Source organism: Shinella sp. M31, from assembly GCF_049199205.1.
Taxonomy (GTDB): domain Bacteria; phylum Pseudomonadota; class Alphaproteobacteria; order Rhizobiales; family Rhizobiaceae; genus Shinella.
Genome location: NZ_JBLZPH010000002.1, coordinates 1 through 26,236, shown reverse-complemented (window position 1 = coordinate 26,236; position 26,236 = coordinate 1). Strand labels below are relative to the sequence as shown.

Below are 26,236 nucleotides of genomic sequence, written 5' to 3'. Positions count from 1 at the left end.
CCTTTTCCGGAAGCGCGCAAGCCGGCCTACAAGCTGACGATCGATTTCGGCCCCGAGATCGGCACCAAGAAATCGTCGGCGCAGATCACCGTGCATTATACGCTGGAAGAGCTCGTCGGCCGTCAGGTTCTGGCCGTCGTCAACTTCCCGCCGCGCCAAATCGGCCCGGTGCGCTCGGAAGTGCTTACCCTCGGCTTCGAGGATGAAACCGGCGCCATCGTGCTTGCTGGCGTCGGCCAGACGGTGCCGAACGGCAAGAAGATGTGCTGATCATTCTTGTCCCGCGCGACGCAGGCCGCAAACCGCGGCACACTTTTGTGACCTCGCTCAGTGAATATCGCGTGATAGCGGCGGCCCGAGGCGGAAGTCGGTGAACTCCGCCTGAAAGCCTTCGCGCTGCGGCGAACAGGCCGTCACGCCGACCGACAGATCCGAAAATTCCGGTGGGAAATAAGCGAGGCGGGCCATGCACCAATCCGTCATCGCATCCGTCCGGTACTGGATGAACAGCGCGTCGCCATTGCGCGTCACGCGCACCGATATCAGATCGAACGCGTGCTCGATGCGGAAGGCCGACCAGTCGGAATGGCCACGCGTGACGACAACGCTGAAATGTTTTGCACCATCGGTGAATTCGATGCCGCATTTCATCCAGCAGGTTTCATCCCTGCGGACCATCAGGCCGGCCTGATCGTAGAGCGTCTCATAGGCGCCGCGAAACGTCGCCTCCAGCGTGAAATCGCCCGTCCAGTTCCGATGCAGGAAGTGGCCGCTATCCGGCTGGAAGCCGTAATATGTGCACTGCCAGAAGTCGCTCTTGAGCGCGGTTTTCACATGCAGGTGGCCGTCCCGCAGATCGCTTGCGAGCGGCGGGTTGAGCCAGGTGAGGTCGTCGAGGTCGAAAGCGCTCATCCAAAAATCCGTCAGGCGGGAATGCGGATCGTGGCGCGCAGGCCACCCATCGGGCTGTCCGACAGGGTGACATTGCCGCCATGGCTGCGGGCGATGTCGCGGGCGATGGCAAGGCCAAGCCCTGTACCGGAGGCATCGAGATTGCGCGCCTCGTCAAGCCGGAAGAACGGTTTGAAGACGTCGTCGCGCGAGCGCTCCGGGATGCCCGGTCCGTCGTCGTCCACCGTGATCGTCAGCCATTTGGCGCGGTGGCGCGCCTCGACATGCACGGTCTTGGCATAGCGCAGCGCATTCGAGACGAGATTGCCGACGAGCCGGCCAAAGGCATTGGGCCGCACCATGATCTTGTCTTCACCGTCGATATCGCTGGAAAAGGCGCGCTCGTGCAGCTCCGCTTCCATCGCCAGCTTGTCGAAGAAATCCGAGAGGCGCATCTCGCGAACATCCTCTTCCACGTCGCCGCGGGCGAAAGCGAGGTAGCCCTCCAGCATGGTCTGCATATCCTCGACATCCTTGTTGAGGCCCTGCAGGTCGGGATTGTCGCCAGCCAGCGCCAGTTGCAGCTTGAAGCGGGTAAGGATAGTGCGCAGATCATGGCTGACCCCGGTCAGCATCGCCGTTCGCTGTTCCATCTGCCGCTCGATGCGCTCGCGCATGAGGATGAAGGCAAGGCCGGCGCGCCGCACTTCATCGGCGCCGCGCGGCGCGAAGTCCTCCGGCATCTTCTGGCCCTTGCCGAAGCTTTCGGCGGCCTTCGCGAGCGTCAGGATCGGCCGGATCTGGCCGCGCAGGAAGAGGATGGAGATGGTGATCAGCACCAGCGACGTGCCGACCATCCAGAGCAGGAAGATGTGCGTGTTGGATGCATAGGCCTGGCTGCGCCGCGCATAGACCCGCAGAATCTTGTTGTCGAGTTGTATGCGGACTTCGACGAGGTTGCTCTCGCCGACCGTGTCGATCCAGAAGGGGCGGCGAATCTGCTTGACGATCTCTTCGCTGAGGATCTCGTCAAGAATGTTGAAGAACGGTTTCGAGCGCGGCGGCGGCAGCTCCGTGCCGGGTTCGACGGAGATGATCAGGTCCAGTCGCTGGCGTGCGATGCGGGTGATCTCGGAATAATCGGCGTCCTGCGGATAGGTCTCGATGAGATCGATAACGCCTGCAATGTCGCGCGTGACGGCGGCCGAGAGACGCTGGGTGACGAGCTGCCAGTGGCGTTCCATGAACACGAAGGCAACGACCGACTGGAGCAGGACCATCGGAATGATGATGATGAGCAGCGAGCGGGCATAGAGCCCCGTCGGCAGCTGCCGACGCAGCCAGCGCGCCACGCGCTTCCAGCCGGCTACCGGCGCGCGCTCGATATCGCGCTTGAACGTCTCGAACGTGGTCATCGGACGACGGTTTCCAAAATCGTGCGCATGAACGGTCGTGAACGGAAAACCGTTTCACACTGTTCCTGGAAATGGGTGGAGTTGCACACGGTCAGCCCTGCTCTACGCTCAGTCGGTAGCCGATGCCGCGCACCGTCTGCAGCCACACCGGGTTGGATGGATCGTCCTCGATCTTACGCCTCAAGCGGTTGATCTGCACGTCTATAGTACGTTCGCCCACTTCTGTTTCTTCGCCGATCAGTTCATGGCGCGGGATGGTTTCGCCCGCACGCAGCGAAAACAGCAGCATGATCTCCTGTTCGCGGTCGGTGAGGCGGATGGCGTCGCCGCCGCGCTTCAGCTCCTTGCGCACGATGGAGAAGGTGTAGGGACCGAACATCACCTGTTCGATCTTCGGCGTGGTCGGCGGCGCGTTGCGCTTCAGGATATTGTTGATGCGCAGCACCAGTTCGCGCGGCTCGAAAGGTTTTGAGAGATAGTCGTCCGCGCCGGCCTCCAGCCCTTCGATGCGGGCCTGGGATTCGGCGAGCGCCGTCAGCATGAGGATCGGCACGGGGCGGATATCGCGCAGGCTCTTGGTCAGCGACAGGCCGCTTTCGCCCGGCATCATGACGTCCATGATGATGAGGTCGAAATCCAGCCCGCGCAGCTTGCGCCGCGCCTCGTCCGCGTCGCCCGCGACCGTCACGCGAAAACCCTGCTCCTTGAGATAGCGGTTCAGGAGTTCGCGGATACGGGTATCGTCGTCGACGACGAGCAGATGGGATGCATCATCGGAGGGCGCGCCGGCAGCGGTCATCGTCTTCTCCTCCTGTCCGTTCTCATTCGCTCTTGGCGTTCTGCATGCCGGCGAGGAATTTCACCACCGCCCGGCGGTCGCCGGCATTCATGTCCTCGAATGCACGGGCGATGCGGCGGGATTGCGGCTCGGCGAGCGCAAGCGCCAGTTCACGCCCCGCCTTGGTCGGGTAGAGCTTGCGCTGGCGACGATCCTCGGGGCCTGCCACCTGCTGGATATAGCCGGAATCGATCAGCTCCTTCAAGACGCGCGCCAGACTCTGCTTGGTGATCTTCAGCGTATCGAGCAGGTCCGCCACCGTCATGCCCGGCTCGCGGTTGACGAAGTGCACCACGCGGTGATGCGCGCGGCCGAAGCCGCTCGTGGCCAGAATGGCGTCCGGATCGGAAATGAAGTCGCGATAGGCGAAGAACAGGCCCTCGATGATCTCGAAGTCGATGCGCCCGTCACCCGTCATCACATCGTGGTGCAGCTCGTTTGCGCCGTGTTTGTCCGGCATCTGTCTGGCCACGTTGTCATTTCCTTTCATACCTTGCCGTCCCCGCGTAATTTATGGAAAAATACGTCAGTATTGTTGACATATTTTTTCACCGTTGTTAGGGTCCGCACCGTAAATTGCGGTCCCGGGCGCCGTTGTCAGATGTTTTCCCGGCTACCAATCCGGACTATCCTACAGGCAGGTAATCCTGCCTGTTTCTGGTTAGACCGCAACTGGCGAAACAATCAACAGAAAGAATGGCGTGCGAGCGCCGGAGGATGACACCATGGCAGTTCCTTTCGATCAGCTGGACGGGCAAATCTGGTTCAACGGCGAATTCGTCGACTGGAAAGACGCGAAGATTCACGTGCTGACGCATGGTCTGCACTATGCAAGCGCGGTGTTCGAAGGCGAACGTGCCTATGGCGGGCGCATCTTCAAGCTCACCGAACATAACCAGCGCCTGCACAAATCGGCCGAAATCCTCGGCTTCAAGATTCCCTATTCCGTCGAGGAGCTGGATGCGGCGACCGTCGAACTTCTGAAGCGCCAGGGCTTTTCCGAAGCCTATGCGCGGCCGATCGCCTGGCGCGGCTCGGAGATGATGGGCGTTTCGGCGCAGAACAACCGCATCAACGTCGCCATCGCCATCTGGCAGTGGGGCAGCTACTTCAATCCGGCCGAAAAGCTGAAGGGCATCCGCCTCGACATCGCCGAATATCGCCGCCCCGATCCGAAGACCGCGCCGTCCAAGTCGAAGGCCGCCGGCCTCTATATGATCTGCACGATCTCCAAGCACGCCGCCGAGGCAAAGGGCTATGCCGACGCGCTGATGCTCGACTATCGCGGCCAGGTGGCTGAGGCGACCGGCGCCAACGTCTTCTTCGTCAAGGACGGCGTCATCCACACGCCGGTACCGGATTGCTTCCTGGACGGCATCACCCGCCGTACGGTGATCGAGCTCGCCAAGCGCCGCGGTTATCAGGTCGTCGAGCGGGCGATCCTGCCCGAGGAACTGTCGGACTTCTCCGAGTGCTTCCTGACGGGTTCGGCTGCCGAAGTGACGCCGGTTTCGGAAATCGGCCCGTATCGCTTCACGCCGGGCACGATCTGCGAAAACCTGATGAACGACTATATGAAGGAAGTCTATCCGGTTGCAGCCGCTGCCGAATAAGCGGCTGTCCCGATAGCGGACGAAATGGGCGGCCCGAAAGGGCCGCCTTTTGTTTGTGAGACCCGCCGCTTATTTCTTGCCGAGCACCGCGCCGACGATACCCGTCAGCACCCCGCCGCCGACGAGGCCGCCGATGCCGTTGGCCACAAGGCCGGAAAGGCCGGCTTCACCGCCGAGCATCTGGAGAAGAAAACCGCCGCCGATACCGCCGATGGCGCCGACGATGGTGCGGACGATCACGCTAACGGCCGCCTGTTTCAGGGCCGCACCCGCCACGTTGCCGCCAACGGCGCCGGCGATGATCTGCGTGATGATGGGCATCAATGCTTCCATGACTTCCCCTCCGAAAGGTCCGCCCGGAAAGAGAGTGACCGGGTTGGACGCTTGCCTCGCTATCGGGGCGCGATCTGGAGCCCGCGCGCCCGTCGCCGAAAAATTCGGCATCTGCAACGTGCGGATAAATTTGGGATAAGTCAATTTGCCCGTGTGCGGAGTGCACCGGGTTTTTCAGGTGCCACGAATGTAAAGAGGCGGCCGCAAAACGACCGCCTCTTCCTTCCCCGCATGGCTTGGTTGCCGCGGTTTTTATTCTGCTGCGATGACGCCCCGGCGGATCTGGTCTTCTTCGATCGATTCGAAGAGCGCGCGGAAATTGCCTTCGCCGAACCCTTCGTCACCCTTGCGCTGAATGAATTCGAAGAAGATCGGCCCGATAACGGTCTTGGAGAAGATCTGCAACAGGATCTTCGTCATGCCGCCATCGACGACGCCTTCGCCGTCAATGAGAATGCCATGTTTCTTCATGCGCTCGACCGGCTCTTCATGGCCGACGACGCGGACATAGGAACGGTCGTAATAGTTATCCGGCGGGCCGGGCATGAACTTCATGCCGTTGGCGGCGAGCCTGTCGGTGGCGTCGTAGATCGCGTCGGTGCCGACGGCGATGTGCTGGATGCCTTCGCCCTTGTACTTCTTCAGATACTCGACGATCTGGCTCGTCTCGTCCTTGGATTCATTGAGCGGAATGCGGATCTTGCCGCAAGGCGAGGTGATGGCGCGCGAGACGAGGCCGGTGATGCGGCCGTCGATATCGAAGAAGTGGATCTGCTTGAAGCCGAAGAGTTCGCGGTAGAAATCCCACCACGTGTCCATATTGCCGCGATAGACATTGTGGGTGAGGTGATCGAGGAAATAGAAGCCGACGCCGGCGGGCTTCGGGTCGCGCTCGCCCGTCCATTCGAACTCCGCGTCGTAGGCGGAGCCCTTGGCGCCGTATTTCTCGATGAAGTACAACAACGAGCCGCCGATGCCGATGATGGCGGGGACGTCGAGCGCTTTGTCGGCACCTTCATAGGGCGTCGCGCCCTTGGAGACGGCGTGCTCGAAGGCATGCTTGGCATCGACCACACGCCAGGCCATCGAGGCGGCGCAGGGGCCGTGCTCCCCGGCGAAGGTCATGGCATGCGAGCCGGGTTCGGCATTGACGATGTAATTGATGTCGCCCTGGCGCCAGACGGAAATCGCCTTCGTACGGTGCGTCGCCACCTTGCTGTAGCCCATGCGAGCGAATAGCTCTTCGAGCTTCTCCGGCTCGGGATGTGCGAATTCGACGAACTCGAAGCCATCGGTGCCGGCCGGGTTTTCGGCCGAGATCACTGCCGTCGGTGCATCATGCGGGAAAGGGCCCATCGTTCGTCCTCCACGAAATCTATGAAAGACAGTATGGCGCGTTAGCCATGCAATGTGCGTGCATAGTGCTTGCGTTTTTGCAAATCCGTGCGAGTTTCATGCATGATTTTGTAGCTGGGAGAGAAATCCGTGCAGCTCGATACTTTCGACCGTAAACTGCTCGCGCATCTGCAGGAAGATGCGCGCCTGACGAACAACGAGCTTTCCGAGCGCATCAATCTCTCGCCCTCGCAATGTTCACGCCGGCGCATCCGGCTGGAGGAGGAGGGCATCATCCGCGCCTACCGGGCGGAGCTCGACCGCGAAAAGCTCGACCTCGGCATCGTCATCGTCGTGACGGTGACGCTTGCCACGCACAACCGCGACAATGCGGTGCGGTTCGCCAAGCTCATCTCCAATCTGCCAGAGGTGCTGGAAGCCTATTCGCTGACGGGCGAGATGGATTACATCATCAAGGTCGTTGTGCCGAACCTGCAGGCGCTCTCGGCCTTCGTCAACGAGGTGCTGCTGCCACATGAATCCGTCTCGCATGTGAAGACAGCTATCGTGCTCGACACATTGAAGGAGACGACAGCCCTGCCGCTCTGAACATTGTGGCATTCATGCCACATTCGTCTGTATTAGCTGTTCCTGCCGGAACAGCCCGGACTCCTGAACCGTTGTAAACACGAGACAACAGATGGCGCGTATCGCCGCCACGAAGTTCAGGGAACAGACCGATGCAGAGCAATCCGATGAAACAGCAGAACACCGTCGCCGCCAGCCTCCGTCCGGTGGCGTTCGTCTATGTCGCGATCAACCTCGCCGTCGTTGCGCTGCTCATCTCCACCGTATCGCCGACGCTGGCAACGGCTCCGGTCAAAGCCGGCTCGCAGGAGATGGCGAGCCTGCGCTGATTCATCTTGGTCTTCGCGTGATGCAGCGGCTATACCGGTCGCAACGCGGCAATCGAGCGAGGACCCTATGGGCATGCTTCAGGCGGGCATCATTCCCGTTACCCCCTTCCAGCAGAACTGCACCATTCTCTTCGATACGGAGACGAAGGAGGGCGTGATCGTCGATCCCGGCGGCGACGTCGAGGTGATCCTTGAGACCGTCAAGCAGAACGGCATCACCTTGAAGGCCATCTGGCTGACGCACGGCCATATCGATCATGCCGGCGGTGCGAAGGAACTGAAGGACGCGCTCGGCCTCGACATCATCGGCCCGCACAAGGATGATCTCTCGTTGCTCCAGCGGCTGGAAGCACAGGCCTCGATGTTCGGCGTACCGATGAAGGTCAGCAATGTCGTGCCGGACCGCTGGCTCGAAGACGGCGACACGGTCTCCTTCGGCGAGCATGAATTCGAGGTCTACCACACGCCGGGCCACGCGCCGGGCCATGTCATCTATTTCAACCGCAACCAGAGTTTCGCCCATCTCGGCGACGTATTGTTCCAGGGCTCGATCGGCCGGACCGATCTGCCGGGCGGCAATCATCAGCAACTTCTGGATTCGATCCGCGACAAGGTCTTTCCGCTGGGCGACGAGGTTGGCTTTCTCTGCGGCCATGGGCCAGGTGGCCGGATCGGCGAGGAACGACGCACGAACCCCTATCTCAAGGGGCTTTGAAACAACAAGCCGGAAAACAAAAAGGCGAGCGCCCTGCGGCGCCCGCCTTTTTGATGGACTGCGTGCCGGGATCAGCCGGCGGTGCAGAAGTGCTCGCGACCGTCATAGCCCACATAGGTGCCGCTGCGCGGATTGAACGAGCGGTAGCGCTGCGAGCAATAATCAAACCAGGACTGCGTCCACGGTTCGTAGCTCGGCGTGTAAACCGGCTGGCGGCGGTAGATCACGCGGGGTTCCGGTTCCGGGTAGTAATCCGGCTCCACGTAGCGCGGCTGCGAGGCCAGCGCGCCGCCGATGATTACGCCGGTGGCAAGGCCGAGTGCGCCGCCGACAAGGGCGTCGCGGTCGCCATGGCCGCGGTGATGACGGCGCGGACGGTAGTCGTCGCGGTAACCGCTGTCACCTTCACGCCAATAACCATCCCGGTTGCGATCGCGCGCTTCGACGACGCCGGCCGTGGCGGTGAGCGTCGTTGCGGCAACGGCAAGCGGAAGCACGATTGTCTTGAGGACTTTGTTCATGACGTCGATCCTTTTGATCCGGCCCTCTGCCGGTTCGATAGGTAGCAAACTAGCCAACTGAGGCTGAACGGAGGCTGAACGAAAAAACCCGGCATCTCTGCCGGGCTTCAACTTGAAAATCCTGAGATTGTTCCGGCTTAGCCGTCGATCTGCAGGTTAACCGCCTTCGGGCCTTTGCCGCGGCGATCGGGTTCCGTGTCGAAGCTTACCTTCTGGTTCTCGGAAAGGCCGTTCAGGCCGGAAGCCTGTACAGCGGAAATGTGTACGAAGATATCCGCACCACCGTTGTCGGGCTTGATGAAGCCAAAGCCCTTCTCGGTGTTGAAGAATTTAACAGTGCCAGTCTCGGCCATGCGTCAGGTCCTTTTCTCTCTGCCCGTATATTGGCGGCGGGCAGCATATAGTTTTGCCCCTGGGGGCGTTAGGCAGGCAGTTCTCGAGGTTGAGGAAAGGGTCCTGTTTTCACCGCAGCCAGCCAGCCGCACCGTTCCCTTGGGAACCGTCCAGATCTAGGCTGCCCGGAATTGTTTCGCGTCTCCGGCGCGCTTTTATTCAAGGTCTTCCCGTGTTCGCAAATTGCCCGAACGGCGCAAGATTGATGTGTTTGTGTTGAATTGGCAAGCAAAAGTTTTAACATGCGCCGGACATGCCTCACTTTGGCCAATTTGCAGGCGATTGCCGAAAAATCCCGCAGATTTTATGGGGCTTTGCCTGATTTTGTATGATTTTATATTGCGGCGCCAAAGGACATGTGGCGGTGCAGCGACGGCGGCATACTTCGATCGCGTGTGTGCGGAGGGCGGCTTTGAGTAGTTCCGTCAGGAGTTCTACGGCAAGCATTGCGCCGAGGATGAGGGCGCTGCCAGTATAGCTGATAGTCGATGTCTAACCGGAGCGGGTTACTCCGTTGCTGTCGAGCGCGAGACGCGCAGCAACGTGCCTTGGTCGTCGGTCAGGAGCAGGAGCGCGCCGTCAGGGGCGACGACGACGTCGCGGATGCGGCCGAATTCGCCGTCAAACAGCCGTTCCTCGGAAACCACCGCGCCGCTTTCATCCCGCTCCAGCCGGGCGAGCAACTGGAATTTCAGCGCGGCGATCAGCAGGTTGCCGTCCCATTCCGGGAACATCGCGCCGTGATAGACGGCGATCGCACCGGGCGCGATGGACGGATCCCAATAATAGAGCGGTTGTTCGAAGCCTTTTGCCGTCGAGCCGAGCTCGAATTCCGCGCCGGAGTAGTGCCGCCCATAGGAAACGCGCGGCCAGCCATAGTTGCGGCCGGGCTGCGGCGTGTTCACCTCGTCGCCGCCGCGGGCGCCGTGCTCGGCGGACAGCAGCGTGCCGTCCCTGGCATCAATGGTCAGGCCCTGCGGGTTGCGGTGGCCCTTGGACCAAATTTCCGGAAGGCCATTGGCGGTGCCGAGGAACGGATTGTCGGCATGCGGAGTGCCGTCCGGATTGATGTGCAGAATGGCGCCGGCATGGTCGCGTGGATCCTGTGCGCGCGTTTCCTCGCCCCGGTCGCCGATGCCGAAGAACAGGCTGCCGTCCTTGGCGATGGCGATGCGCGAGCCGAAATGCTGGCCCTGGGGGCTGAGGCGGCTCATCAGGAAGAGGCGCGTTTCGTCCTCGAGCCGCGCACCATCCTGCGAAAGGCGTGCCTTGGCAAGCGCCGTGCCGGCACCGCCGTCGCTACGGGCGCTATAGGTGAAATAGAGGGTGCGGCTGGTGGCGAAGTCAGGCGCGAGCGCAATGTCGAGCAGGCCGCCCTGGCCCTCTGTCGAGACGGGCGGCACACCGGCGATCGGCGCCGAAACCTTGCCGTCCTTTACGAGACGCAGGGTGCCCCGCTTTTCCGAAACGATGAAACTGCCGTCGGGCAGGACCTCCACGGACCAAGGCTGTTCGAGGCCCGTCGCGAGGGTTTCGACGATGAGCGGGATTTTCTTGCTGGGGACTTCGACGGCCTCTTCGGCATTTGCCGTGCCGATCATTACGGCGAGGAGGAGGGGGATCGCCACGCCCGCAAAAATGCCATTCAAATCTCGTCCGTACCGTCGCATCGCATTCTCCCGCCTTTGCCGTTAACTGGCCCAGAGGCGGACAGCTTTCAAGGGCGGTGCGGGGTGCGGCGTCTCACTTTTGCGTGGGGTCGACCTGCGAGGCGGCGGCCGGGATGCCCGAGGTGGTGATGGCATCGAGCCCGGGCGCGGCCGCCGGCGGCGACATCAGGCCGACGACCATGATGGCGCAGGCGATCAGGGCGGTCATGGCGATCAGGAACAGGGCGCGGGACTCGCGCGCCTTGGGTCTGCTGCCCACTTTCTCGTCATCCAGAAACATCGCGTCCCCCAGTTTTCTCGGTTGTCGTGACGGTGAAAAAGCCCGCTGAAATCGGCGCGACAAGGACCGAATTGCGGCAAGGCCCGACATTTATTGTGGCGATAAGATGGCGGGCCAAAAAAGCGGGAATTTCAGCCTCTTCCGGCGAATAGACTGTTCCCGTTTCCCGTCTTAGACACCTCTTCTTCCGAACTGCCGGACGGGCCGCAGGGCGCGCGGTTCGGGCGCCGCAACCGGGCTTGCGGCGGGTGCGTCGGCGACCGCTTCAAGGGCATCGTCGTCGAGCAGCGGGAAGGTGAGATTGAAACTCGTCGGGGCGAGCTCCGGACGGGCGAGCAGATAGCCCTGCATGAGCGGCCCGCCCATGTCTCGGCAGCGGGCGATCATGTCGGCATCCTCGATACCGGTCACGATGGCACGGATGTTCTTGTGGCTGAACTGGCCGACGAGAACCCTGAGCAGTGCGAGGCCCGCGGAATTTTCCGAGAATTCCTGAAGCCAGGCTGTGTCGAAGGTCACGAATTGCGGCTGGAGGCGCTGCAAGCGACCGAGGTCGCGGTCTTCGCCGGTATAATCATCGATGGCGATGGAAAAGCCGCCCTCGTGCAGACGCTCGGCAAAATGGGCCAGCACGTCGGGGTCGTCCTCCAGGTGCTCACGGATTTCGCAGGCGATGCAGGCCGGCGGCATGCCCGCCTGGTGGGCGGCGAGCCGCAGCCGTTCGACCTCATGACGAATGGCCTCCGGCGTCACATAGAGCCCGCCGTTGAAATTGACGATGAGCGAGACATCGCGGCGTCCCAGCGCGCCGGCATTCAGGATATGCAGGCTGCGGCACAAGCCGTCGACGGCGGCGCGCTCTTCTTCCGGCACATAGTGAAAGAAGTCGGCCGGCGAGCAGAGCACATCGTTGATGCTGGCGCGGACAAGCCCCTTCAGCGCGGCGATCTGCAAACGGCCATCGGCGCGCTCGGCAAAGATCGGCTGGAGGGCGGATTGCAGGAGATAGGGCCCGAAGCGGGCACTGAAGGCGCCGTCCGGCTGCCGGACGAGATTGGAAAAAATGCTCATGCAGCGCACCATTCGGTTGGACGATCCCGACGGCGTAATTCTATGCCGCATCTGTTAATGCCGGCTTAATCTTTCGCGTAAAAATCTTGATGGTTCCGTGTTATCTCAACCTATTGGTGTTTTTGTTTTTCTGGTGCCGCACGATCCATTCGATCCGTTGATGGCGTTCATGAAAATTTGCGAGCAAGCCCGGATTTCCCGCTTTTTTCGCCCACCGCGCTTGCAAGACCTGCGCACATTCGACATAGACCTAACCGCTATGGAGCCTGGTACTCCGGGTCCATGGCACTACGCCGCCTTTGAACCCGATGAGGACATCTCCATCATGGCCTTTCTTGCCGACGCCCTTTCCCGTGTGAAGCCTTCCGCCACCATCGCCGTTTCCCAGAAAGCGCGCGAGCTGAAAGCCAAGGGCCGCGACGTCATCGGACTAGGCGCGGGGGAACCCGACTTCGACACACCCGACAATATCAAGCAGGCCGCCATCGACGCGATCAACCGCGGCGAGACGAAGTACACGCCGGTCGCCGGTATCCCGGAACTGCGCGAGGCCATCGTCAAGAAGTTCAAGCGCGAAAACGGCCTCGACTACACCGCTGCGCAGACCATCGTCGGCACGGGCGGAAAGCAGATTCTTTTCAACGCCTTCATGGCGACGATGAATCCGGGCGATGAAGTCGTTATCCCGACACCTTACTGGGTGTCTTATCCGGAAATGGTCTCGCTGTGCGGCGGCACGCCGGTCTTCGTCGCGACGACCCAGGAAAACAAGTTCAAGCTGAAGGCCGAAGATCTGGAAAAGGCGATCACGCCGAAGACCAAGTGGTTCATCTTCAATTCGCCGTCCAATCCGTCGGGTGCCGCTTACAGCCACGACGAGCTGAAGGCGCTGACCGACGTGCTGATGCGCCACCCGCATGTCTGGGTGCTCACGGACGACATGTACGAGCACCTGACCTATGGCGACTTCAAGTTCGCCACCCCGGTCGAAGTCGAGCCTGGCCTCTATGACCGCACGCTCACCATGAACGGCGTTTCCAAGGCCTATGCGATGACCGGCTGGCGTATCGGCTATGCGGCCGGCCCGCTGAACCTGATCAAGGCCATGGACATGATCCAGGGCCAGCAGACCTCGGGCGCCTGCTCGGTCGCCCAATGGGCCGCCGTCGAGGCGCTCAACGGAACGCAGGATTTCATTCCGGAAAACAAGAAGATCTTCGAAGGCCGCCGCGACCTCATCGTCTCCATGCTCAACCAGGCCAAGGGCATCGAGTGCCCGTCGCCGGAAGGCGCCTTCTATGTCTATCCGTCCTGCAAGGGCCTGATCGGCAAAACCGCGCCGTCGGGCAAGGTCATCGAGACGGACGAGGACTTCGTGTCGGAACTGCTGGAAGCGGAAGGTGTCGCCGTCGTGCACGGTTCGGCCTTCGGCCTCGGCCCGAACTTCCGCATCTCCTATGCCACCTCGGAAGCCCAGCTTGAGGAAGCCGGCAAGCGCATCCAGCGCTTCTGCGCCGCCTGCAAGTAAGCGACTTAACAGACCGCATGAAGAACCCGCCGGAAACGGCGGGTTTTTTGTTAGAGCCCGATCATCGTCAGCATGACGAAGGTGGCGAAGAGAATGAAATGCGTCATGCCCTCGATGGCGTTGGTTTCGCCGTCGTTGAGGTTGATGGCGGCGGCGATCAGGGTGATGGTGACCATCACCGTCTGGGTCGGCGACATGGCCATGACGAAGGGCTGGCCGGTATAGAGCGCGATCGCCTCCATGACGGGGACCGTCAGGATGACCGTCGAGAGCGAGGCGCCCATGGCAATGTTGACGACGGACTGCATGCGGTTGGCGAGTGCTGCGCGCAGCGCCGTCAGGATTTCCGGCGCGGCGGAGATGGCGGCGACGATGACAGCCATCAGCGCGGGCGGTGCGCCCGTTCCCTTGAGGCCGGCGCCGAGCAGCACGGACATGGCTTCGGCCAACGCGCCGATCAATGCCACGCCGATGACGATGATGACGATGGAGAGCGTGGCAGGCTCGCTGTCGTCGGGCGTCTTGCTGGGGAGGCCTTCCTTCCGCTCGGCGCGCGGATAGGCATAGCTGAAGAAGTAGCTGTGCGGCCCGACCTGCATGCGCAGGAAGACGCCATAGAGCGCGATCATCGCGCCGATGGTGAAGGCGGAATAGAGGTGCCAGCTTTCGCGCGGCACGAATTCCGGCACGATCATCGAAATACCCATGGCGGTCAGGATCATTACGCCATAGGTCTTTCCCGAATCGTCGTTATAGGGCTGTTCGCCGTGGCGGATGCCGCCGAGCAGGGCGGCAAGCCCGAGGATGCCGTTGATGTCGAGCATCACGGCGGCGTAGATCGTGTCGCGCACCAGCGTCGGCGAGCTCTCGCCCTGCATCATGATCGCGAGAACCACCACCTCCACCAGAACGGCGGCGAGCGTCAGGATCATCGTCCCGTAGGGGTCGCCAACCTTGGAGGCGAGGATTTCCGCATGATGGGCGATGCGTGTGGAAACGAGGATGATGGCCACGACCAACGCGAAGGCTGATATCAGCACCGGAAGGCGCCCCATCTCCAGCAGGCTGTGCTCCGTCGCATAGGCGACGATAGCGGCAAAGAGGCCGACGAACAGGACACGTTCCTTCAGGAGGCTGGAAAACATGGGCGGCGGGTTCCTCGATTATCTACCCGTAGATGTAGACGAGGCGCGCAAAAAGAAAACGCCCGCGGAGCAGGATTCCGCGGGCGTCCGGTGATGGTTGCCTCCTCTATCCGGCCCTCGTGAGGCGAGGCCGATCGAAAAGGCTAGCGACCACCGCGAAGGTGCAAGGCGTCAGGCAACGTTTTCCAGCGCCGGATAGTCGGTATAGCCCTTGGCGCCGCCGCCATAGAAGGTGGCCTGATCCGGGGCATTCAGCACTGTATCGTTCTTCAGGCGCTCGACGAGGTCGGGATTGGCGATGAAGAGCTTGCCGAAGGCGACGAGGTCGGCCTTGCCTTCCTCCACGGCGTCGATGGCCAGTTCCCGGTTATAACCATTGTTGACCATCCACGCTGCCTTGCCGCCGGCCGCCGTATAGGCTGCGCGGAGTGCTGCATAGTCGAAGGGCGTCTCACCCTGCTGGTGCTCGCGCGAACCGCCCGTGGCGCCTTCAATGATGTGGATATAGGCGAGGTCATATTTGGCGAGACCTTCGACTACATGGGTAAAGAGCGGCTGCGGATTCGGATCGAAGGCATCGTTGGCCGGCGTGACCGGCGAGATGCGGATCGCCGTGCGGCCGGCGCCGATTTCCGCGGTGATGGCATCGACGACCTGGAAGAGCAGGCGGGCGCGGTTTTCGATCGAGCCGCCGTATTCGTCCGTGCGCTGGTTGCTGCCCGAACGCAGGAACTGGTCGATCAGGTAGCCATTGGCGGCGTGGATCTCGACGCCGTCGAAGCCGGCATCGATGGCCGCGCGGGCGGCACGGCGATAATCCTCGATGATGCCGGGAAGCTCGTCCTTTTCCAGGGCGCGGGGCTCGGAGGTCTCGGCGAAGCTGCCGGTGCCGTCGGCATTGATCAGGTAGGTCTTGGACTTGGCGCGGATCGCCGAGGGAGCGACCGGCTTGCCGCCGTTCGGTTGCAGCGTGTCATGCGAGATCCGGCCGACATGCCACATCTGCACGACGATCTTGCCACCCGCCTTGTGCACGGCGTCCGTCACCTGCTTCCACCCTTGGAGCGCTTCCGGCTTGTAGAGGCCCGGCACGTCGGCATAGCCCTGGCCCTGGTGGGAAATGGCGGTGGCTTCGGTGATCAGCAGGCCGGCGGAGGCGCGCTGCTCGTAATAGGCGGCGTTCAGCGTGTTCGGCACGGCGCCCGGCGAACGGTTGCGCGTCAGCGGCGCCATGACGATGCGGTTGGCGAGCTGGATGTCGCCGATCTTGATGGGGTCGAAGAGCGAGGTCATGGGAAGTCCTTCTTCTGGCTGGGAGGATTTGGGCGCTTAAAGAGCGCTGTTGATGTGGTGGAGAAAGGCCGCGATCTTGTCTTCGTCGCGCTTGAAGAACACCCATTGGCCGACCTTGCGCGTCGTCACGAGACCGGCACGCTGCAGGGTGGCGAGATGGGCGGAGACGGTGGACTGCGAGAGGTCGCAGCGCTTTTCGATCTGTCCGGCGCAAACGCCGAATTCGAGAGGATGTTCCTGTCCGGCGAAATGGACCTGCGGTTCCTTCAGCCAGGCCAGAATCTCCAGTCGCTTGGGATGGGCAAGCGCCTTGAGGATTTCGTCGGTGTCGGGTTCGGTCATGTCTATCGGCGCTCGGCGATTGATATATCGGATAATACCGATATTGGGTTCGCGCCTTGCCGATACAAGGGTCGCTCCGAAAAATCTGCAAAAGAAAAATCGGCAAAAAAAGAGGGCCACAAGCGAAGCCTGGGCCCTGCAAGGTTGAAGGTTTTAGAACCTCCAGAGGGGAACAGCCAACGCGCGGTACTGGGAGGAGAAAAGACCGCATGTGCATTGGCTGGCCTGAATATGGGATAGGACTTGCGTTTCTTCAAGAGAAGCGGGTGCCAACTTTCGTCGCAAGGTTGAAAATCTGTTCCGCCTGTCTCAAGGCAAAAAAAGAGGGCCACAAGATCAACTTGGGCCCTTTATAGTTTTGAAGGTAATAAAACCTCCAGAGGGGAACAGCTGGTGCGGTGGCACTGGGAGGAAAAAGCCACCGAAATGCATCAGCTGCGGGCGATATGATGGTTTTTTGGGCATACATCAATCTTTTAATGTGCATGCCAGCCATGCATAAGGCGCAGGCCTTGAAAGAGGCCTTTCTCAGAAGTTCCAGTTGCGCGCCTTGGCCACGATGAAGTCTCTGAAAACTTTCAGTTTCGCGGAGTTCTTCATCTCGCTCGGATAGCAGAAATAGGTATCGAAGGACGGTATATCGGCGCTGACGGGCAGCTGGATAAGTCCCGGATCGCGACCGACAATATAGTCCGGCAGCATTGCGATGCCGATGCCGAGCAGGGCCGCACGCTTAATCGAGGTCTGGCTGTTGATCTGCAGCACCGAGGGGCGGGGATTGTCGGAATCGCGTCCGGCGATCTCCAGCCAGTTCACATCGAGCAGATAGTTCGGTGCCGGTTCGCCGAAGGTGATGATCTTGTGATTGTCGAGATCGTCGATTGACTGCGGCTCGCCGTAGCGGTTGATGTAGGAGGGCGCGGCATAGAGGTGCATGTGCACGGTGAACAGCCGGCGCTGGATGAGATCCGACTGTTGCGGCTCGCGCAGGCGAATGGCGCAGTCGGCGTGGCGCATGTTCACGTCCAGCTCCTCGTTGTCGAGGATGAGCTGCACCTGCATGTCGGGATAGAGCGCCAGGAATTCCTGCACCTTGTCCGTCAGCCAGCCCTGGCCGAGGCCGACCGTGGTGGTGATGCGCAGCTTGCCGCTCGGCTTTTCGGTGTTTTCCGTCAGCTGGACGCGCACACCTTCGAGCTTCATCAGCACGTCATGCGCGGTGCGATAGAGGATTTCGCCCTGCTCGGTCAGAATCAGGCCGCGGGCATGGCGATGAAAGAGCTTAATGCCGACATCCTGTTCGAGCGCGCTCACCTGGCGGCTGATGGCCGATTGCGAAAGATGCAGCTTGTCGGCCGCATGCGTGAAGGAGCCGGCCTCGGCCGCGGCATGAAAAATCCGCAGCTTGTCCCAGTCGAGCGCCATTCTATCCCCCATAACTCTCTAAGGCGGGGAGCGCTCGCTTCCCGCCTGGTCGCTGATCTTGCTGTTCCCACGTGGGCGGTCGTACGATGCCGCCGCCCCTTGTTGGCGGCTTCTACTCGGCCGCAATTGCGACAGGCATATGACCTGCAAGGTATTTTTCGGTTTCGAGGGCCGCCATGCAGCCCATGCCGGCAGCCGTGACCGCCTGGCGATAGATATCGTCGGTGACGTCGCCTGCGGCAAAGACGCCCGGCACGTCCGTCGCGGTCGAATCGGCCGCCGTCCAGAGATAGCCGTTCGGCTTCTGGCGCAGCTTGCCTTTGAACAGCTCGACGGCCGGCGCATGGCCGATGGCGACGAAGACGCCATCCGTCAGCACGTCGCGCGTCTCGCCGGTCTTGACGTTGCGCAGCTTCACGCCGTTGACGGAGGCCGGCATCGGCGGCTTCGGGTCAGCGCCGAGATATTCGACGACCTCGTGATCCCAGACGATCTTGACGTTTTCCTTGGCGAACAGGCGTTCCTGAAGAATGCGTTCGGCGCGGAAGGAATCGCGGCGGTGCACGACCGTCACGGTCCTGGCGAGGTTGGAGAGGTAAAGCGCCTCTTCCACGGCCGAGTTGCCGCCGCCGACCACGATGACGTCCTTGTTGCGATAGAAGAAGCCGTCGCAGGTGGCGCAGGCCGAAACGCCGAAGCCCATGAATTTGTGCTCGGTGTCGATGCCGAGCCACTTGGCCTTGGCGCCGGTGGCGATGATTAGCGCGTCGGCGGTCCATTCGGTGCCGCTGTCGGTGGAGATGCGGAAGGGGCGCACGTCGAGATCGACATGGGTAACGAGATCGTTGACGATCTCGGCGCCGACATGGCTCGCCTGCTTGAGCATCTGCTCCATCATCCACGGACCCTGAACCGGATCGGCATAACCCGGATAGTTCTCGACATCGGTGGTGATCATCAGCTGGCCACCCTGTTCCATGCCGGCGATCAAGACCGGCTCCAGCATGGCGCGGGCGGTATAGATGGCGGCGGTGTAACCGGCGGGGCCGGATCCGATGATCAGGACCTTGACGTGCCGCTTGGAAGCAGAGGGGATGGACATGGTCGTTCCTTCCGGGGCAAAAGGGCCCCTCAATCGGCCTGCCCGCGCTTAAGCGTCAGGGCACGGGCCAGCGTGTATCTCTTCAACGCTCATTTATGAGGGGAGTGCGCCCAGTTTCAAGTGTTGTAGGCGCTTTGCCAACAGGCAAGCGAAGGCGCGTGACATATTTGTGCCGCTTGCGGTAACAATGTTGCGCTGATGCGGCGATTCGGGTCACTTCCGGTCGCCTTCCCGAAAGGTTTGACCATTCCCATGTTTCGCGCCGAACTCGACGCCATCGACATCCGCATCCTGAAAGAGCTTCAGGCCGACGGCCGGATGACCAATGTGGAGCTGGCCGCGCGCGCCGGCATCTCCGCGCCGCCCTGCCTGCGCCGGGTGCGCAAGCTCGAAGAGGCCGGCATCATCGAAGGCTACACTGCGATGCTGAATGCGCCGGCGCTCGGCTTCGATCTCGTCGCCTTCTGCATGGTCGGCCTCAAGCACCAGTCCGAAGCCAACCTCAAGGCCTTCGCAGCCGCTACCGGCGAATGGCCCATGGTCCGTCAGGCCTGGATGGTCTCCGGCGACAGCGACTTCCTGCTGCAATGCGTCGCCGAAAACCTGACCCGCTTCCAGGATTTCGTCATCGAGGAACTGACGGCCAACGCGCAGGTCGATACCGTGCGCACCATGCTGACGATCCGGCAGGTGAAGAAGGTTGGGTTGGTGGAGCTGTAGCGTTGCGCTACCACCAGCGCGTTCGGTCACGATGATGCAGGTTGCGCAGGCGCGAAAATGCTGTGTCATGCACCTGCATGCGATCATAGACAGTCCGGGCCAGTTCACCGGCCGCACCCTGCGAAAAGAACGGCTCCAGCCTCCAGCGCATGTTACGCAGCGTATCGTCCGAGCCGACGAGAAAGAGGCGCATGCCGTCAAACAGGTTGCGTCGGTTTTGTTCCAGATCCTCCATGCGCGCAGGTAGGGGGTCCTTGGAAGACGTGCCGAAGAGGAACCGATCGGTTTCATAGATTTTGACAGTATTGGCCAGCGTAGAGGTAACCATGCCAATCGCCCGCTGCCCCATGTCGGAATCATGGTCTGCGATTGTGTCTGCGGCTGAAACCAGCCAGCGCAAATTGAGCTTTTCACAGAGAAAAGCGCTCTCCTCGTCCCAAAGGCGGCGGAAGCGTGCATAATTTTGCGCAATTTCGAATCCGCGACGGATCAAGATGATGAGTTTGCCGTGTTCGTAAAGTAACTCCGGTTGCCCGGCGAATTCGACCCGAAGATTGGCGAGATGTTCGTCGAGCGAGGCAATATGATGGGTTCTCGCCACCTGGTCGCTTTGCTCGATCAGCGTGTGCTTCAATGGTTCGAGATCGTTTGCAAGCCCGCTATGTTTGCCGGCACCCCAGCGCTTGCGATGTCGGCTAAAGGAGAAGAAAGCCTCTAATTTGGTTTTCTTACGTGCCATCCCGGCTTCCTCTTGCGAGTTATCTGCGCTTCTAGACTGCTATCAATTTCGACCGACGGCAGGATAACGTGTCACGCGGTCCTGTTCGCCAAGCTTCGCGCTGCCGTCTGCGCTGCGCCACTGATCTAGCCCGCGTTCGGCCCATATAAGCTTTTGCGAGCGCGTATTCTCCTTCACACGCCGGCTGTTGAGCCGCATTTCCGGTGTTACGTAGCCATGGCCGTGATGCAGATGAAGCATTAGGGTGGAATAGCGTATATGGCGATGCTTGATACCGGAATGTTGAAGCCGAAGGCCGAACTCCACGTCGAGGCCTCCGTATTGCATGTCCTCGTTGAAACCGTTGATCCTGACGGCATCCGCCTTGAGACAGGACGCATTGTGTCCATTCCAGGTCCTGCGGGCCGGTGAGAGAAAGTTAAACAGGGTATCAAACGGCGGTTTTATCAACAGCTTGAGATACTTGCTGTTAGGACGCATGCCGCTACGCACGAGCCATGACATGGTGAAGGCCTGGCCTGTCTCAACGCTTGTTCTATCGATGCGCTTCGACACGTCTTCCGGTAGCTTGAAGTACGCGCCACTCAGGAAGTGGCCAGGTCTCGCCAGACGCCTGTGGGCTTCGATCGTATCCGAACGGGGAACGCAATCGCCATCCGTGATGAACAAGGTCTCTCCAGTGCTCACCGCAATGGACTTGTTGAGGATACGGCATTTTTGAAAACCGTCGTCCTGTTGCCAGACATGGACGATCGGCACTGGGCTCTCCGCGGAAATCCGCGCGATCAATGCTGCCGTCTCGGGCTTCGAACCGTCGTCGGCGATAATGATTTCAAAATCGAGAACGGTTTGGTTAAAATAGCCCCAAAGGACCTTCTCCAGCCAGGCCGTCGCATTATAGGTCGAAATAAGGACGCTGGTCCGCATGATGGGTCAGCCACATTCATAGATCAGATTTAAGTTTGTCTTCCGGCTGCATCGATAACCGGCAGCCTCGAGCAGCTTCGCCGTTCCGCTAGCGCTGTCAGGGCTGAATTCACAAATGATGACGCGCGGGAACAGGGATGCAGGCGCATTGGCGAAGAAATGGCCGAAGACGGCGTGCTCGTAACCTTCCACGTCGATCTTGAGGGCATCAATTTTTTCTATCTTTTTGCTCTGCAACAAGGCGAGCAGAGTTCCAACCTGTACGCGAACGGTTTGTGTCTGACGAGCCGGTCCGGCTTTCGAGTTCGTTTCGAGCGTGTTGGTGCCGCGCTGGTTGGGATTGACGAAGAAATCCGCAAAGCCTTCACGATCGCTGAGCGCCAGCGGAATAACCTCGATATCACGCAGGTTGTTTGTCTGAAGATTGAACGCAAGGCGCCGCGCCATTTCCGAATCCGGCTCGACGGCGAGAATACGGCCGCGACCGTTCATGCAGTTATGTGCATGAAGACTATAAATCCCGGCATTCGCGCCGATATCGATGAAGACACCGCCCGGTTTCAAAGCACGTTCGAGTACCGAAAATTCTGCCGGGTCGAAAAGCCGTGGGCTCGTATAATACTTTTCTTCGGAAATGTTGCCCCGTGGCAAAAGTCTCAGCTTCAGACCGCGGATTTCCAAGTCGAGAGGTTGCGCCCGGTGATACTTCACGTTCCGTCGCAGAACGACAGCAAGGGGCTTCAAGACACCCGGAACAATATGTGCCAGCGCCAGCGCCATCCCCGTCAGGAGGCCGGGCCGATACGTTCCCCAGGGAGATTTGTCATCGAAATGCGGGGGAGGGGAAATTGGCCTGGCCATCTCTGCTTATCCGTTCCATGCATTGCGCAGCCAGGTAACGTCCCCGATGCGTCGGTACCATTTCTGTCCCTTGCCGATGAGAACGTCGCCCATTTTCGGTTCGCCGGCAAACACGACGATACGGGCGCCTTTGGGTAAAACAGGAGCCTGCCAGTAACTCTTGAAATGACGCGGCACGCAGGCATTCTTGAAGCTCACGCACCATTCACGCGGCCAATACTGCAGATGTCCGCGCTGGGCAAGCTGCGCGCTCTGAAACTGCTGGGATATCTCGTACTTCGCCGTCGCGGCGGCCGGGTCGGTAAGGTAGGCGTCGAGAATATAGCTGTGCGCGCCGATCTCGTAGCGGAAGACGGAGCTGTTTCCGACGGAGTGCAGGAAGCGGTCGCGCGCGGGATTGAGCTTGCGCAATGGCTTTGCGCGAAACAGGTCGTCGTCGCGGATGATCAGGAATTCCCCCGGATAGTCGAAGAAGCAATCGATGTCGTCGACAATTACAAGGTCGAGATCGAGGAACAGCGTCGTGCCGGTCAGGTCCGCGAGCTCGCGATGAAAGAGGCCAAGCTTGCGCCAGCGACGGTCCTGATGCCCCTCAGGCAGTCCGAGTTCCGGGATCGGAAAGGTCTCGATATCACCGTCGAGTCCTGCGGGATCATCGGTGAAACAAACGAAACGGTGGGGTCGGTTCAGATGTTTGGCAACGCCACGCCGTAGATTGTTGACGTAGTTGGGGCCGTAAAGCGTCCCCCATTTGATGCAGACTACGTTGACCATCTCTTATCCTATATCCTTTGGACTTTGCCGGAGGCTCTATCAGGCCTTACGCTCGGCCGCCGTCCAATGCGGACATATAGACGCGGTTCACGCCTGCGGCTTCATTTTCTATGGCGAAACGGGTCGCAACGTGAAGCCGGCCGCGCGCTCCGGCCGCCTCCCGCCGACTGTCGTCATCAAGAAAGGTGCGGGCTGCCTGGGTCATGGCGGAAAGATCGGCTGCCTTGACGATGAGGCCTGTCTCCTGTTCCCCGGTGACGATCAGCTCCGGGAAGGCGCCGACGTCGGAGGCAACGACCGGAACGGCGCTCGCCATGGCCTCGAGCGGCGTGAGGCCGAAGCCTTCCCACCGTTGAGGAGCGATGAACAGGTCAAGTGCTCGATACCATCGGTTTATATCGGTATGCTCCCCGACGAAGAGGATGCGCCCGGAAAGCCCCGCGGCTTCGACCCTTCTTCTGAGGTCCGCGTCGAAGGCGGCATGCTGTGCGGTCGTTCGCCCGGCGACGATGGCCGACCAATCCGGCCGGGACGGCAGAAGGTCGATCATCGCATCGACAAACAGGTCGGTGCCCTTCTGATGGCGAACGCGGCCGAAGCAGCCGACAATCTTCTGGCCGGGATCGAGGTTGCACGCCGCCTTGGCGGCAGCTCTGTTTTCAGGCGGCGAGAACCTGTTGATGTCGATGCCGTGCATCACGACGGTGTTCGGTACGCTGAGATATGAGGATGTCCTACGGCTTGTCGCGATGACACCATTCATTCTGGCGACGAGAAATCTCGTCCAGCGGCTGTGCCGACGCTGCGAGGCGGAGGTGAAGACGAGCTTCAGTTTCATACGCAGCACATCGCGCAAGACGATGCCGGGCAGCATTTCGATGTTGCGGCGGGCATGCCAGATGCGGGCCGACCGCCCGCTCGGAGCCTGCCAGAGGCAGAGGAGGTCGCGCCACCGCATTGCCGGCAAGGTCTCCGGCAATCCCGGCCCGAGCGTCACGACCTTTTGTCCAAGCGCGTTTTGCACCGGGACGAGTTGGATGATCGTGGAGGTGACGCCCGACAGGCGGCGTTTGAAGTTCGGTGCGATGACGTCGACGTCCCGCATGTCCTCTACAAACGGCATGAGGCGGCTGTTATCCCCAGGTGACGGCGAGGATTTCGTAGGCCTTGGAGCCGCCGGGCGCGTTCACTTCGATTGAATCGCCGACTTCCTTGCCGATGAGGGCGCGGGCGATGGGCGAGGAAATCGAGATGCGGCCCTGCTTCACGTCGGCTTCCTGGTCGCCGACGATCTGGTAGACCTTCTCTTCCTCGGTGTCCTCGTCGACGAGCTTCACCTTGGCGCCGAACTTGATCTTCGAGCCGGACATCTTTGAAAGGTCGATGACCTCGGCGCGTGCGACGTAGTCTTCCAGTTCCGTGATGCGGCCTTCATTGTGGCTCTGGGCTTCCTTGGCGGCATGGTACTCGGCGTTTTCCGAAAGGTCGCCATGGGCGCGCGCTTCGGCAATCGCCTCGATGATTCGCGGACGCTCTTCCTGCTGACGCCAGCGCAGTTCTTCCTGCAGCTTGACGAAACCGCCGTGAGTCATCGGTACCTTTTCAACCATTTTATCCCGTCCTTCAGACCGCGCCGCGCAAGCTTTCGCCTGCGTGAACGCAAAAGAAAACGGTCTCCGGAGAAGAATCCCCGGAACCGTCGAAAGCGTTTGAACGATCCTTATAGCAGATTGTGCCCGCCAAAAGCCAGTTTTTTTGCCGCAGGCGGCCGGGTGCCCACAGCCGCTGGAACAATCCACGGGTGCTCCCGTTAGCCAAACATCATGGGAGGCGCGGCATGAGCATCGGCAATTCCATCCATCTCGAAGGCAGGATCAACGCCCACCGGCGCCTGCTGGTCGAGCTTGTTTGCACCGTCGCGACCATTCCCGAGGCGCGGGCGGCGCTCGTCGCCATGGCGCGCGACAATGAAACGGTCAGCGACCACGAGGAGGACCCGGGCATCGAGCCCGACGCCGCCTTCGCCGCCCAGCAGATCGCAGACGACGAGCTGCGCGGTATCCTGAGGGCGGCAATGGCCCGCCTCGAAACCAAACTGTGAGGAACAGATCATGGGCGTGATGAACAAGATTTCCGGCTACTTCAAACAGTTTGCCGGCGAGGTCTCCGGCGACCAGGCTATGCATGACGCCGGGCGCCGCGAGGTCGGCTATGAGGAGAAAGACGAGCAGGTGCTGCCCGTCGAGCCGCGCACGGTACCGGGCGCCAAAGGCGTCGTTTCCGCTCAGACGGGGCGCAAAGAGATCATCGAGGCTGATGCCGTGCCGCAATTTGCCGTATCGCAGGCTGGGCCTAGCAATGACGACATCGCCGGCACCAAGCCGCGCATCATCACCGACAGCGACGATGCCACGCTTCACCGGACCCCGCCGAGCATGGAGAAGGCGCGCGCCGGCGACTGGTCGGTCAATTTCGATGAAAACGCGCCGCGGCAAGATGCGCCGGCGCCTGTCGTCGACTATTCGGATCCCGAACAGCTGAAGCTCTACCGCCTTATTCCGATCGCCGCTGCCACCGACCCGAACTGGGATCTTGCGCCCAACCAGGGCGAGGTCGTGGTGCGGGCGCGCTCCAGCGGGGATGCACGCGTTGTCGCGGCGGAAGCGGAGCTGGACTTCATGGAGATCGACGCGCTGCCTGGCGACGGAAATTCCACGACTTCGTCGAGCGCCTTCCGTAGCGAGAAACTCTATACCGTCGTTGACGAAGCGGCTGGCACCTATCCGCTTGAAGGCCCGCGCGAAGTGGTCGCCGGCACCGTCCGCGTCGACAATATCCGTCCCACTGAACTGTGAGGAGGCTTTCATGAACCGCAGCCAATCCGCCCGCACGGCCGCCAAGCAGCAGGACATTCAGGACGAAGTGGCGAAAGCCGACGAAAAGGGCGGGAGCGAAGAGCCGAAGGCCATGCAGGCCGGCGCGCGGCTCTATCCCGTGCCCCCTTTTCCCAAACAGCATCAGGCTAAGCCCGGAAACGAGGCGAAGATCGACCCGCCGCCCATGTATGATGCGCCGTTCTACAAGGGCTCGGGGAAGCTCAAGGATAAGGTGGCGCTGATCACCGGTGGCGATTCCGGCATCGGGCGCGCCGTTGCCGTGCTTTTTGCTCGCGAGGGCGCGGATGTCGCCATCGCCCATCTTGCAGAGGGTGAGGATGCGAAGGAGACGATCGCCGCCGTCGAGGCGGAGGGGCGGCGCTGCATTGCCTTTGCGGGCGACGTCAAGGACAAGGCCTTCTGCGCGCAGACGGTGAAATGCGTGGTCAAGGATCTCGGCGGGCTCGACATCCTCGTCAACAATGCCGCCTTCCAGGTGCACACGAAGGATA

General features: G+C 61.1%; 32 protein-coding genes. 10 read left to right on the top strand and 22 right to left on the bottom strand.

Translation table 11 applies throughout. The annotated features are described in order from the left end of the window. Positions 1–270 (top strand): tRNA-binding protein (locus ACOZKU_RS00440; RefSeq protein ID WP_421577179.1); only part of this gene is annotated, 270 nt, incomplete at its 5' end. Positions 271–327: 57 nt separating this feature from the next. Here the strand turns inward: ACOZKU_RS00440 and ACOZKU_RS00435 are convergent. The 4 genes from ACOZKU_RS00435 to ACOZKU_RS00420 form a co-directional block, all read right to left on the bottom strand. Continuing rightward, positions 328–912: a DUF1349 domain-containing protein gene (locus tag ACOZKU_RS00435; protein WP_421577178.1), complete on the bottom strand. Its 585-nt coding sequence runs from the start codon at positions 910–912 to the stop codon at positions 328–330. 11 nt (positions 913–923) lie between these two features. After that, positions 924–2,306, bottom strand: coding sequence for an ATP-binding protein (locus tag ACOZKU_RS00430; protein ID WP_314085382.1), 1,383 nt, complete (start codon positions 2,304–2,306; stop codon positions 924–926). Between the two features lie 91 nt (positions 2,307–2,397). Then, entirely contained in the window at positions 2,398–3,105 is a 708-nt protein-coding gene (locus ACOZKU_RS00425; protein ID WP_314085380.1) for a response regulator transcription factor, read from the bottom strand. Positions 3,106–3,127: 22 nt separating this feature from the next. Beyond that, positions 3,128–3,604: a MarR family transcriptional regulator gene (locus tag ACOZKU_RS00420; RefSeq protein ID WP_314087050.1), complete on the bottom strand. Its 477-nt coding sequence runs from the start codon at positions 3,602–3,604 to the stop codon at positions 3,128–3,130. 265 nt (positions 3,605–3,869) lie between these two features. On the opposite strand from ACOZKU_RS00420, the gene ACOZKU_RS00415 reads away from it, so the two are divergent. Then, on the top strand, positions 3,870–4,757 hold the full coding sequence (locus ACOZKU_RS00415) for a branched-chain amino acid aminotransferase (protein WP_421577177.1): 888 nt from the start codon (positions 3,870–3,872) through the stop codon (positions 4,755–4,757). A gap of 69 nt (positions 4,758–4,826) precedes the next feature. On the opposite strand, the gene ACOZKU_RS00410 is transcribed toward ACOZKU_RS00415, so the two are convergent. Further along, positions 4,827–5,090: a hypothetical protein gene (locus ACOZKU_RS00410; RefSeq protein ID WP_117366721.1), complete on the bottom strand. Its 264-nt coding sequence runs from the start codon at positions 5,088–5,090 to the stop codon at positions 4,827–4,829. A gap of 252 nt (positions 5,091–5,342) precedes the next feature. After that, a complete protein-coding gene (gene hppD / locus ACOZKU_RS00405) occupies positions 5,343–6,446 on the bottom strand; it encodes a 4-hydroxyphenylpyruvate dioxygenase (protein WP_421577176.1) in 1,104 nt (367 codons plus the stop codon). 129 nt (positions 6,447–6,575) lie between these two features. Here hppD and ACOZKU_RS00400 point away from each other — a divergent pair, with 129 nt between their 5' ends. The 3 genes from ACOZKU_RS00400 to ACOZKU_RS00390 all read left to right on the top strand — a co-directional run bounded on the left by ACOZKU_RS00400 (position 6,576) and on the right by ACOZKU_RS00390 (position 8,057). Next, positions 6,576–7,034: an Lrp/AsnC family transcriptional regulator gene (locus tag ACOZKU_RS00400; RefSeq protein WP_421577175.1), complete on the top strand. Its 459-nt coding sequence runs from the start codon at positions 6,576–6,578 to the stop codon at positions 7,032–7,034. Between the two features lie 131 nt (positions 7,035–7,165). Beyond that, positions 7,166–7,342: a hypothetical protein gene (locus tag ACOZKU_RS00395; protein ID WP_314085372.1), complete on the top strand. Its 177-nt coding sequence runs from the start codon at positions 7,166–7,168 to the stop codon at positions 7,340–7,342. A 73-nt stretch (positions 7,343–7,415) separates the two neighbouring features. Then, positions 7,416–8,057 (top strand): MBL fold metallo-hydrolase, encoded by a 642-nt coding sequence (locus ACOZKU_RS00390; protein WP_421577181.1) that lies wholly within the window; start codon positions 7,416–7,418, stop codon positions 8,055–8,057. A gap of 71 nt (positions 8,058–8,128) precedes the next feature. Here the strand turns inward: ACOZKU_RS00390 and ACOZKU_RS00385 are convergent, their stop codons facing one another. The 5 genes from ACOZKU_RS00385 to ACOZKU_RS00365 all read right to left on the bottom strand — a co-directional run bounded on the left by ACOZKU_RS00385 (position 8,129) and on the right by ACOZKU_RS00365 (position 11,992). Beyond that, complete coding sequence (locus ACOZKU_RS00385; RefSeq protein WP_421577174.1) at positions 8,129–8,578, bottom strand: BA14K family protein; 450 nt, start codon at positions 8,576–8,578, stop codon at positions 8,129–8,131. Between the two features lie 137 nt (positions 8,579–8,715). Further along, the gene (locus ACOZKU_RS00380; RefSeq protein WP_069058105.1) at positions 8,716–8,931 is read right to left on the bottom strand and encodes a cold-shock protein; all 216 of its coding nucleotides are present in this window, start codon (positions 8,929–8,931) and stop codon (positions 8,716–8,718) included. A 546-nt stretch (positions 8,932–9,477) separates the two neighbouring features. Further along, a complete protein-coding gene (locus ACOZKU_RS00375; protein ID WP_421577173.1) occupies positions 9,478–10,641 on the bottom strand; it encodes a PQQ-dependent sugar dehydrogenase in 1,164 nt (387 codons plus the stop codon). A gap of 73 nt (positions 10,642–10,714) precedes the next feature. Continuing rightward, a complete protein-coding gene (locus ACOZKU_RS00370) occupies positions 10,715–10,921 on the bottom strand; it encodes a hypothetical protein (RefSeq protein ID WP_314085366.1) in 207 nt (68 codons plus the stop codon). 171 nt (positions 10,922–11,092) lie between these two features. Next, positions 11,093–11,992, bottom strand: a complete 900-nt coding sequence (locus ACOZKU_RS00365) for an EAL domain-containing protein (RefSeq protein WP_421577172.1) — start codon at positions 11,990–11,992, stop codon at positions 11,093–11,095. Between the two features lie 325 nt (positions 11,993–12,317). Here ACOZKU_RS00365 and ACOZKU_RS00360 point away from each other — a divergent pair, with 325 nt between their 5' ends. Continuing rightward, positions 12,318–13,520, top strand: a complete 1,203-nt coding sequence (locus tag ACOZKU_RS00360) for a pyridoxal phosphate-dependent aminotransferase (protein WP_314085362.1) — start codon at positions 12,318–12,320, stop codon at positions 13,518–13,520. Positions 13,521–13,570: 50 nt separating this feature from the next. On the opposite strand, the gene ACOZKU_RS00355 is transcribed toward ACOZKU_RS00360, so the two are convergent. From ACOZKU_RS00355 to trxB, 5 genes are all read right to left on the bottom strand, one after another. Further along, positions 13,571–14,665 (bottom strand): calcium:proton antiporter, encoded by a 1,095-nt coding sequence (locus ACOZKU_RS00355; RefSeq protein WP_421577171.1) that lies wholly within the window; start codon positions 14,663–14,665, stop codon positions 13,571–13,573. 171 nt (positions 14,666–14,836) lie between these two features. Beyond that, entirely contained in the window at positions 14,837–15,958 is a 1,122-nt protein-coding gene (locus tag ACOZKU_RS00350) for an alkene reductase (RefSeq protein WP_314085358.1), read from the bottom strand. A 36-nt stretch (positions 15,959–15,994) separates the two neighbouring features. Continuing rightward, positions 15,995–16,300, bottom strand: a complete 306-nt coding sequence (locus ACOZKU_RS00345; protein WP_421577170.1) for an ArsR/SmtB family transcription factor — start codon at positions 16,298–16,300, stop codon at positions 15,995–15,997. A gap of 528 nt (positions 16,301–16,828) precedes the next feature. Beyond that, a complete protein-coding gene (locus ACOZKU_RS00340) occupies positions 16,829–17,725 on the bottom strand; it encodes a LysR family transcriptional regulator VtlR (RefSeq protein WP_314085354.1) in 897 nt (298 codons plus the stop codon). Between the two features lie 112 nt (positions 17,726–17,837). Next, entirely contained in the window at positions 17,838–18,827 is a 990-nt protein-coding gene (gene trxB, locus ACOZKU_RS00335) for a thioredoxin-disulfide reductase (RefSeq protein WP_314085352.1), read from the bottom strand. Positions 18,828–19,079: 252 nt separating this feature from the next. Here trxB and ACOZKU_RS00330 point away from each other — a divergent pair, with 252 nt between their 5' ends. Next, complete coding sequence (locus ACOZKU_RS00330; protein WP_314085350.1) at positions 19,080–19,547, top strand: Lrp/AsnC family transcriptional regulator; 468 nt, start codon at positions 19,080–19,082, stop codon at positions 19,545–19,547. Between the two features lie 7 nt (positions 19,548–19,554). On the opposite strand, the gene ACOZKU_RS00325 is transcribed toward ACOZKU_RS00330, so the two are convergent. The 6 genes from ACOZKU_RS00325 to greA are packed head-to-tail and all read right to left on the bottom strand — an operon-like array spanning position 19,555 to position 24,458. After that, entirely contained in the window at positions 19,555–20,286 is a 732-nt protein-coding gene (locus tag ACOZKU_RS00325; protein WP_117366704.1) for a hypothetical protein, read from the bottom strand. Between the two features lie 42 nt (positions 20,287–20,328). Beyond that, on the bottom strand, positions 20,329–21,213 hold the full coding sequence (locus ACOZKU_RS00320) for a glycosyltransferase family 2 protein (RefSeq protein WP_421577169.1): 885 nt from the start codon (positions 21,211–21,213) through the stop codon (positions 20,329–20,331). Between the two features lie 6 nt (positions 21,214–21,219). Beyond that, on the bottom strand, positions 21,220–22,074 hold the full coding sequence (locus tag ACOZKU_RS00315; RefSeq protein ID WP_421577168.1) for an FkbM family methyltransferase: 855 nt from the start codon (positions 22,072–22,074) through the stop codon (positions 21,220–21,222). 6 nt (positions 22,075–22,080) lie between these two features. Beyond that, positions 22,081–22,848 carry a hypothetical protein gene (locus tag ACOZKU_RS00310; RefSeq protein ID WP_421577167.1) on the bottom strand — a complete coding sequence of 256 codons (768 nt, stop codon included), beginning with the start codon at positions 22,846–22,848 and terminating at the stop codon, positions 22,081–22,083. Positions 22,849–22,894: 46 nt separating this feature from the next. Continuing rightward, on the bottom strand, positions 22,895–23,971 hold the full coding sequence (locus tag ACOZKU_RS00305) for a glycosyltransferase family 4 protein (protein WP_421577166.1): 1,077 nt from the start codon (positions 23,969–23,971) through the stop codon (positions 22,895–22,897). A gap of 10 nt (positions 23,972–23,981) precedes the next feature. Further along, positions 23,982–24,458, bottom strand: a complete 477-nt coding sequence (gene greA / locus ACOZKU_RS00300) for a transcription elongation factor GreA (protein ID WP_117366699.1) — start codon at positions 24,456–24,458, stop codon at positions 23,982–23,984. Positions 24,459–24,685: 227 nt separating this feature from the next. Here greA and ACOZKU_RS00295 point away from each other — a divergent pair, with 227 nt between their 5' ends. From ACOZKU_RS00295 to ACOZKU_RS00285, 3 genes are all read left to right on the top strand, one after another. Continuing rightward, entirely contained in the window at positions 24,686–24,949 is a 264-nt protein-coding gene (locus ACOZKU_RS00295; protein WP_314085337.1) for a hypothetical protein, read from the top strand. A gap of 436 nt (positions 24,950–25,385) precedes the next feature. Next, complete coding sequence (locus ACOZKU_RS00290; RefSeq protein WP_421577180.1) at positions 25,386–25,703, top strand: hypothetical protein; 318 nt, start codon at positions 25,386–25,388, stop codon at positions 25,701–25,703. Between the two features lie 10 nt (positions 25,704–25,713). Continuing rightward, on the top strand, positions 25,714–26,236 hold a 523-nt coding region (locus ACOZKU_RS00285; protein WP_421577165.1), incomplete at its 3' end, for an SDR family NAD(P)-dependent oxidoreductase.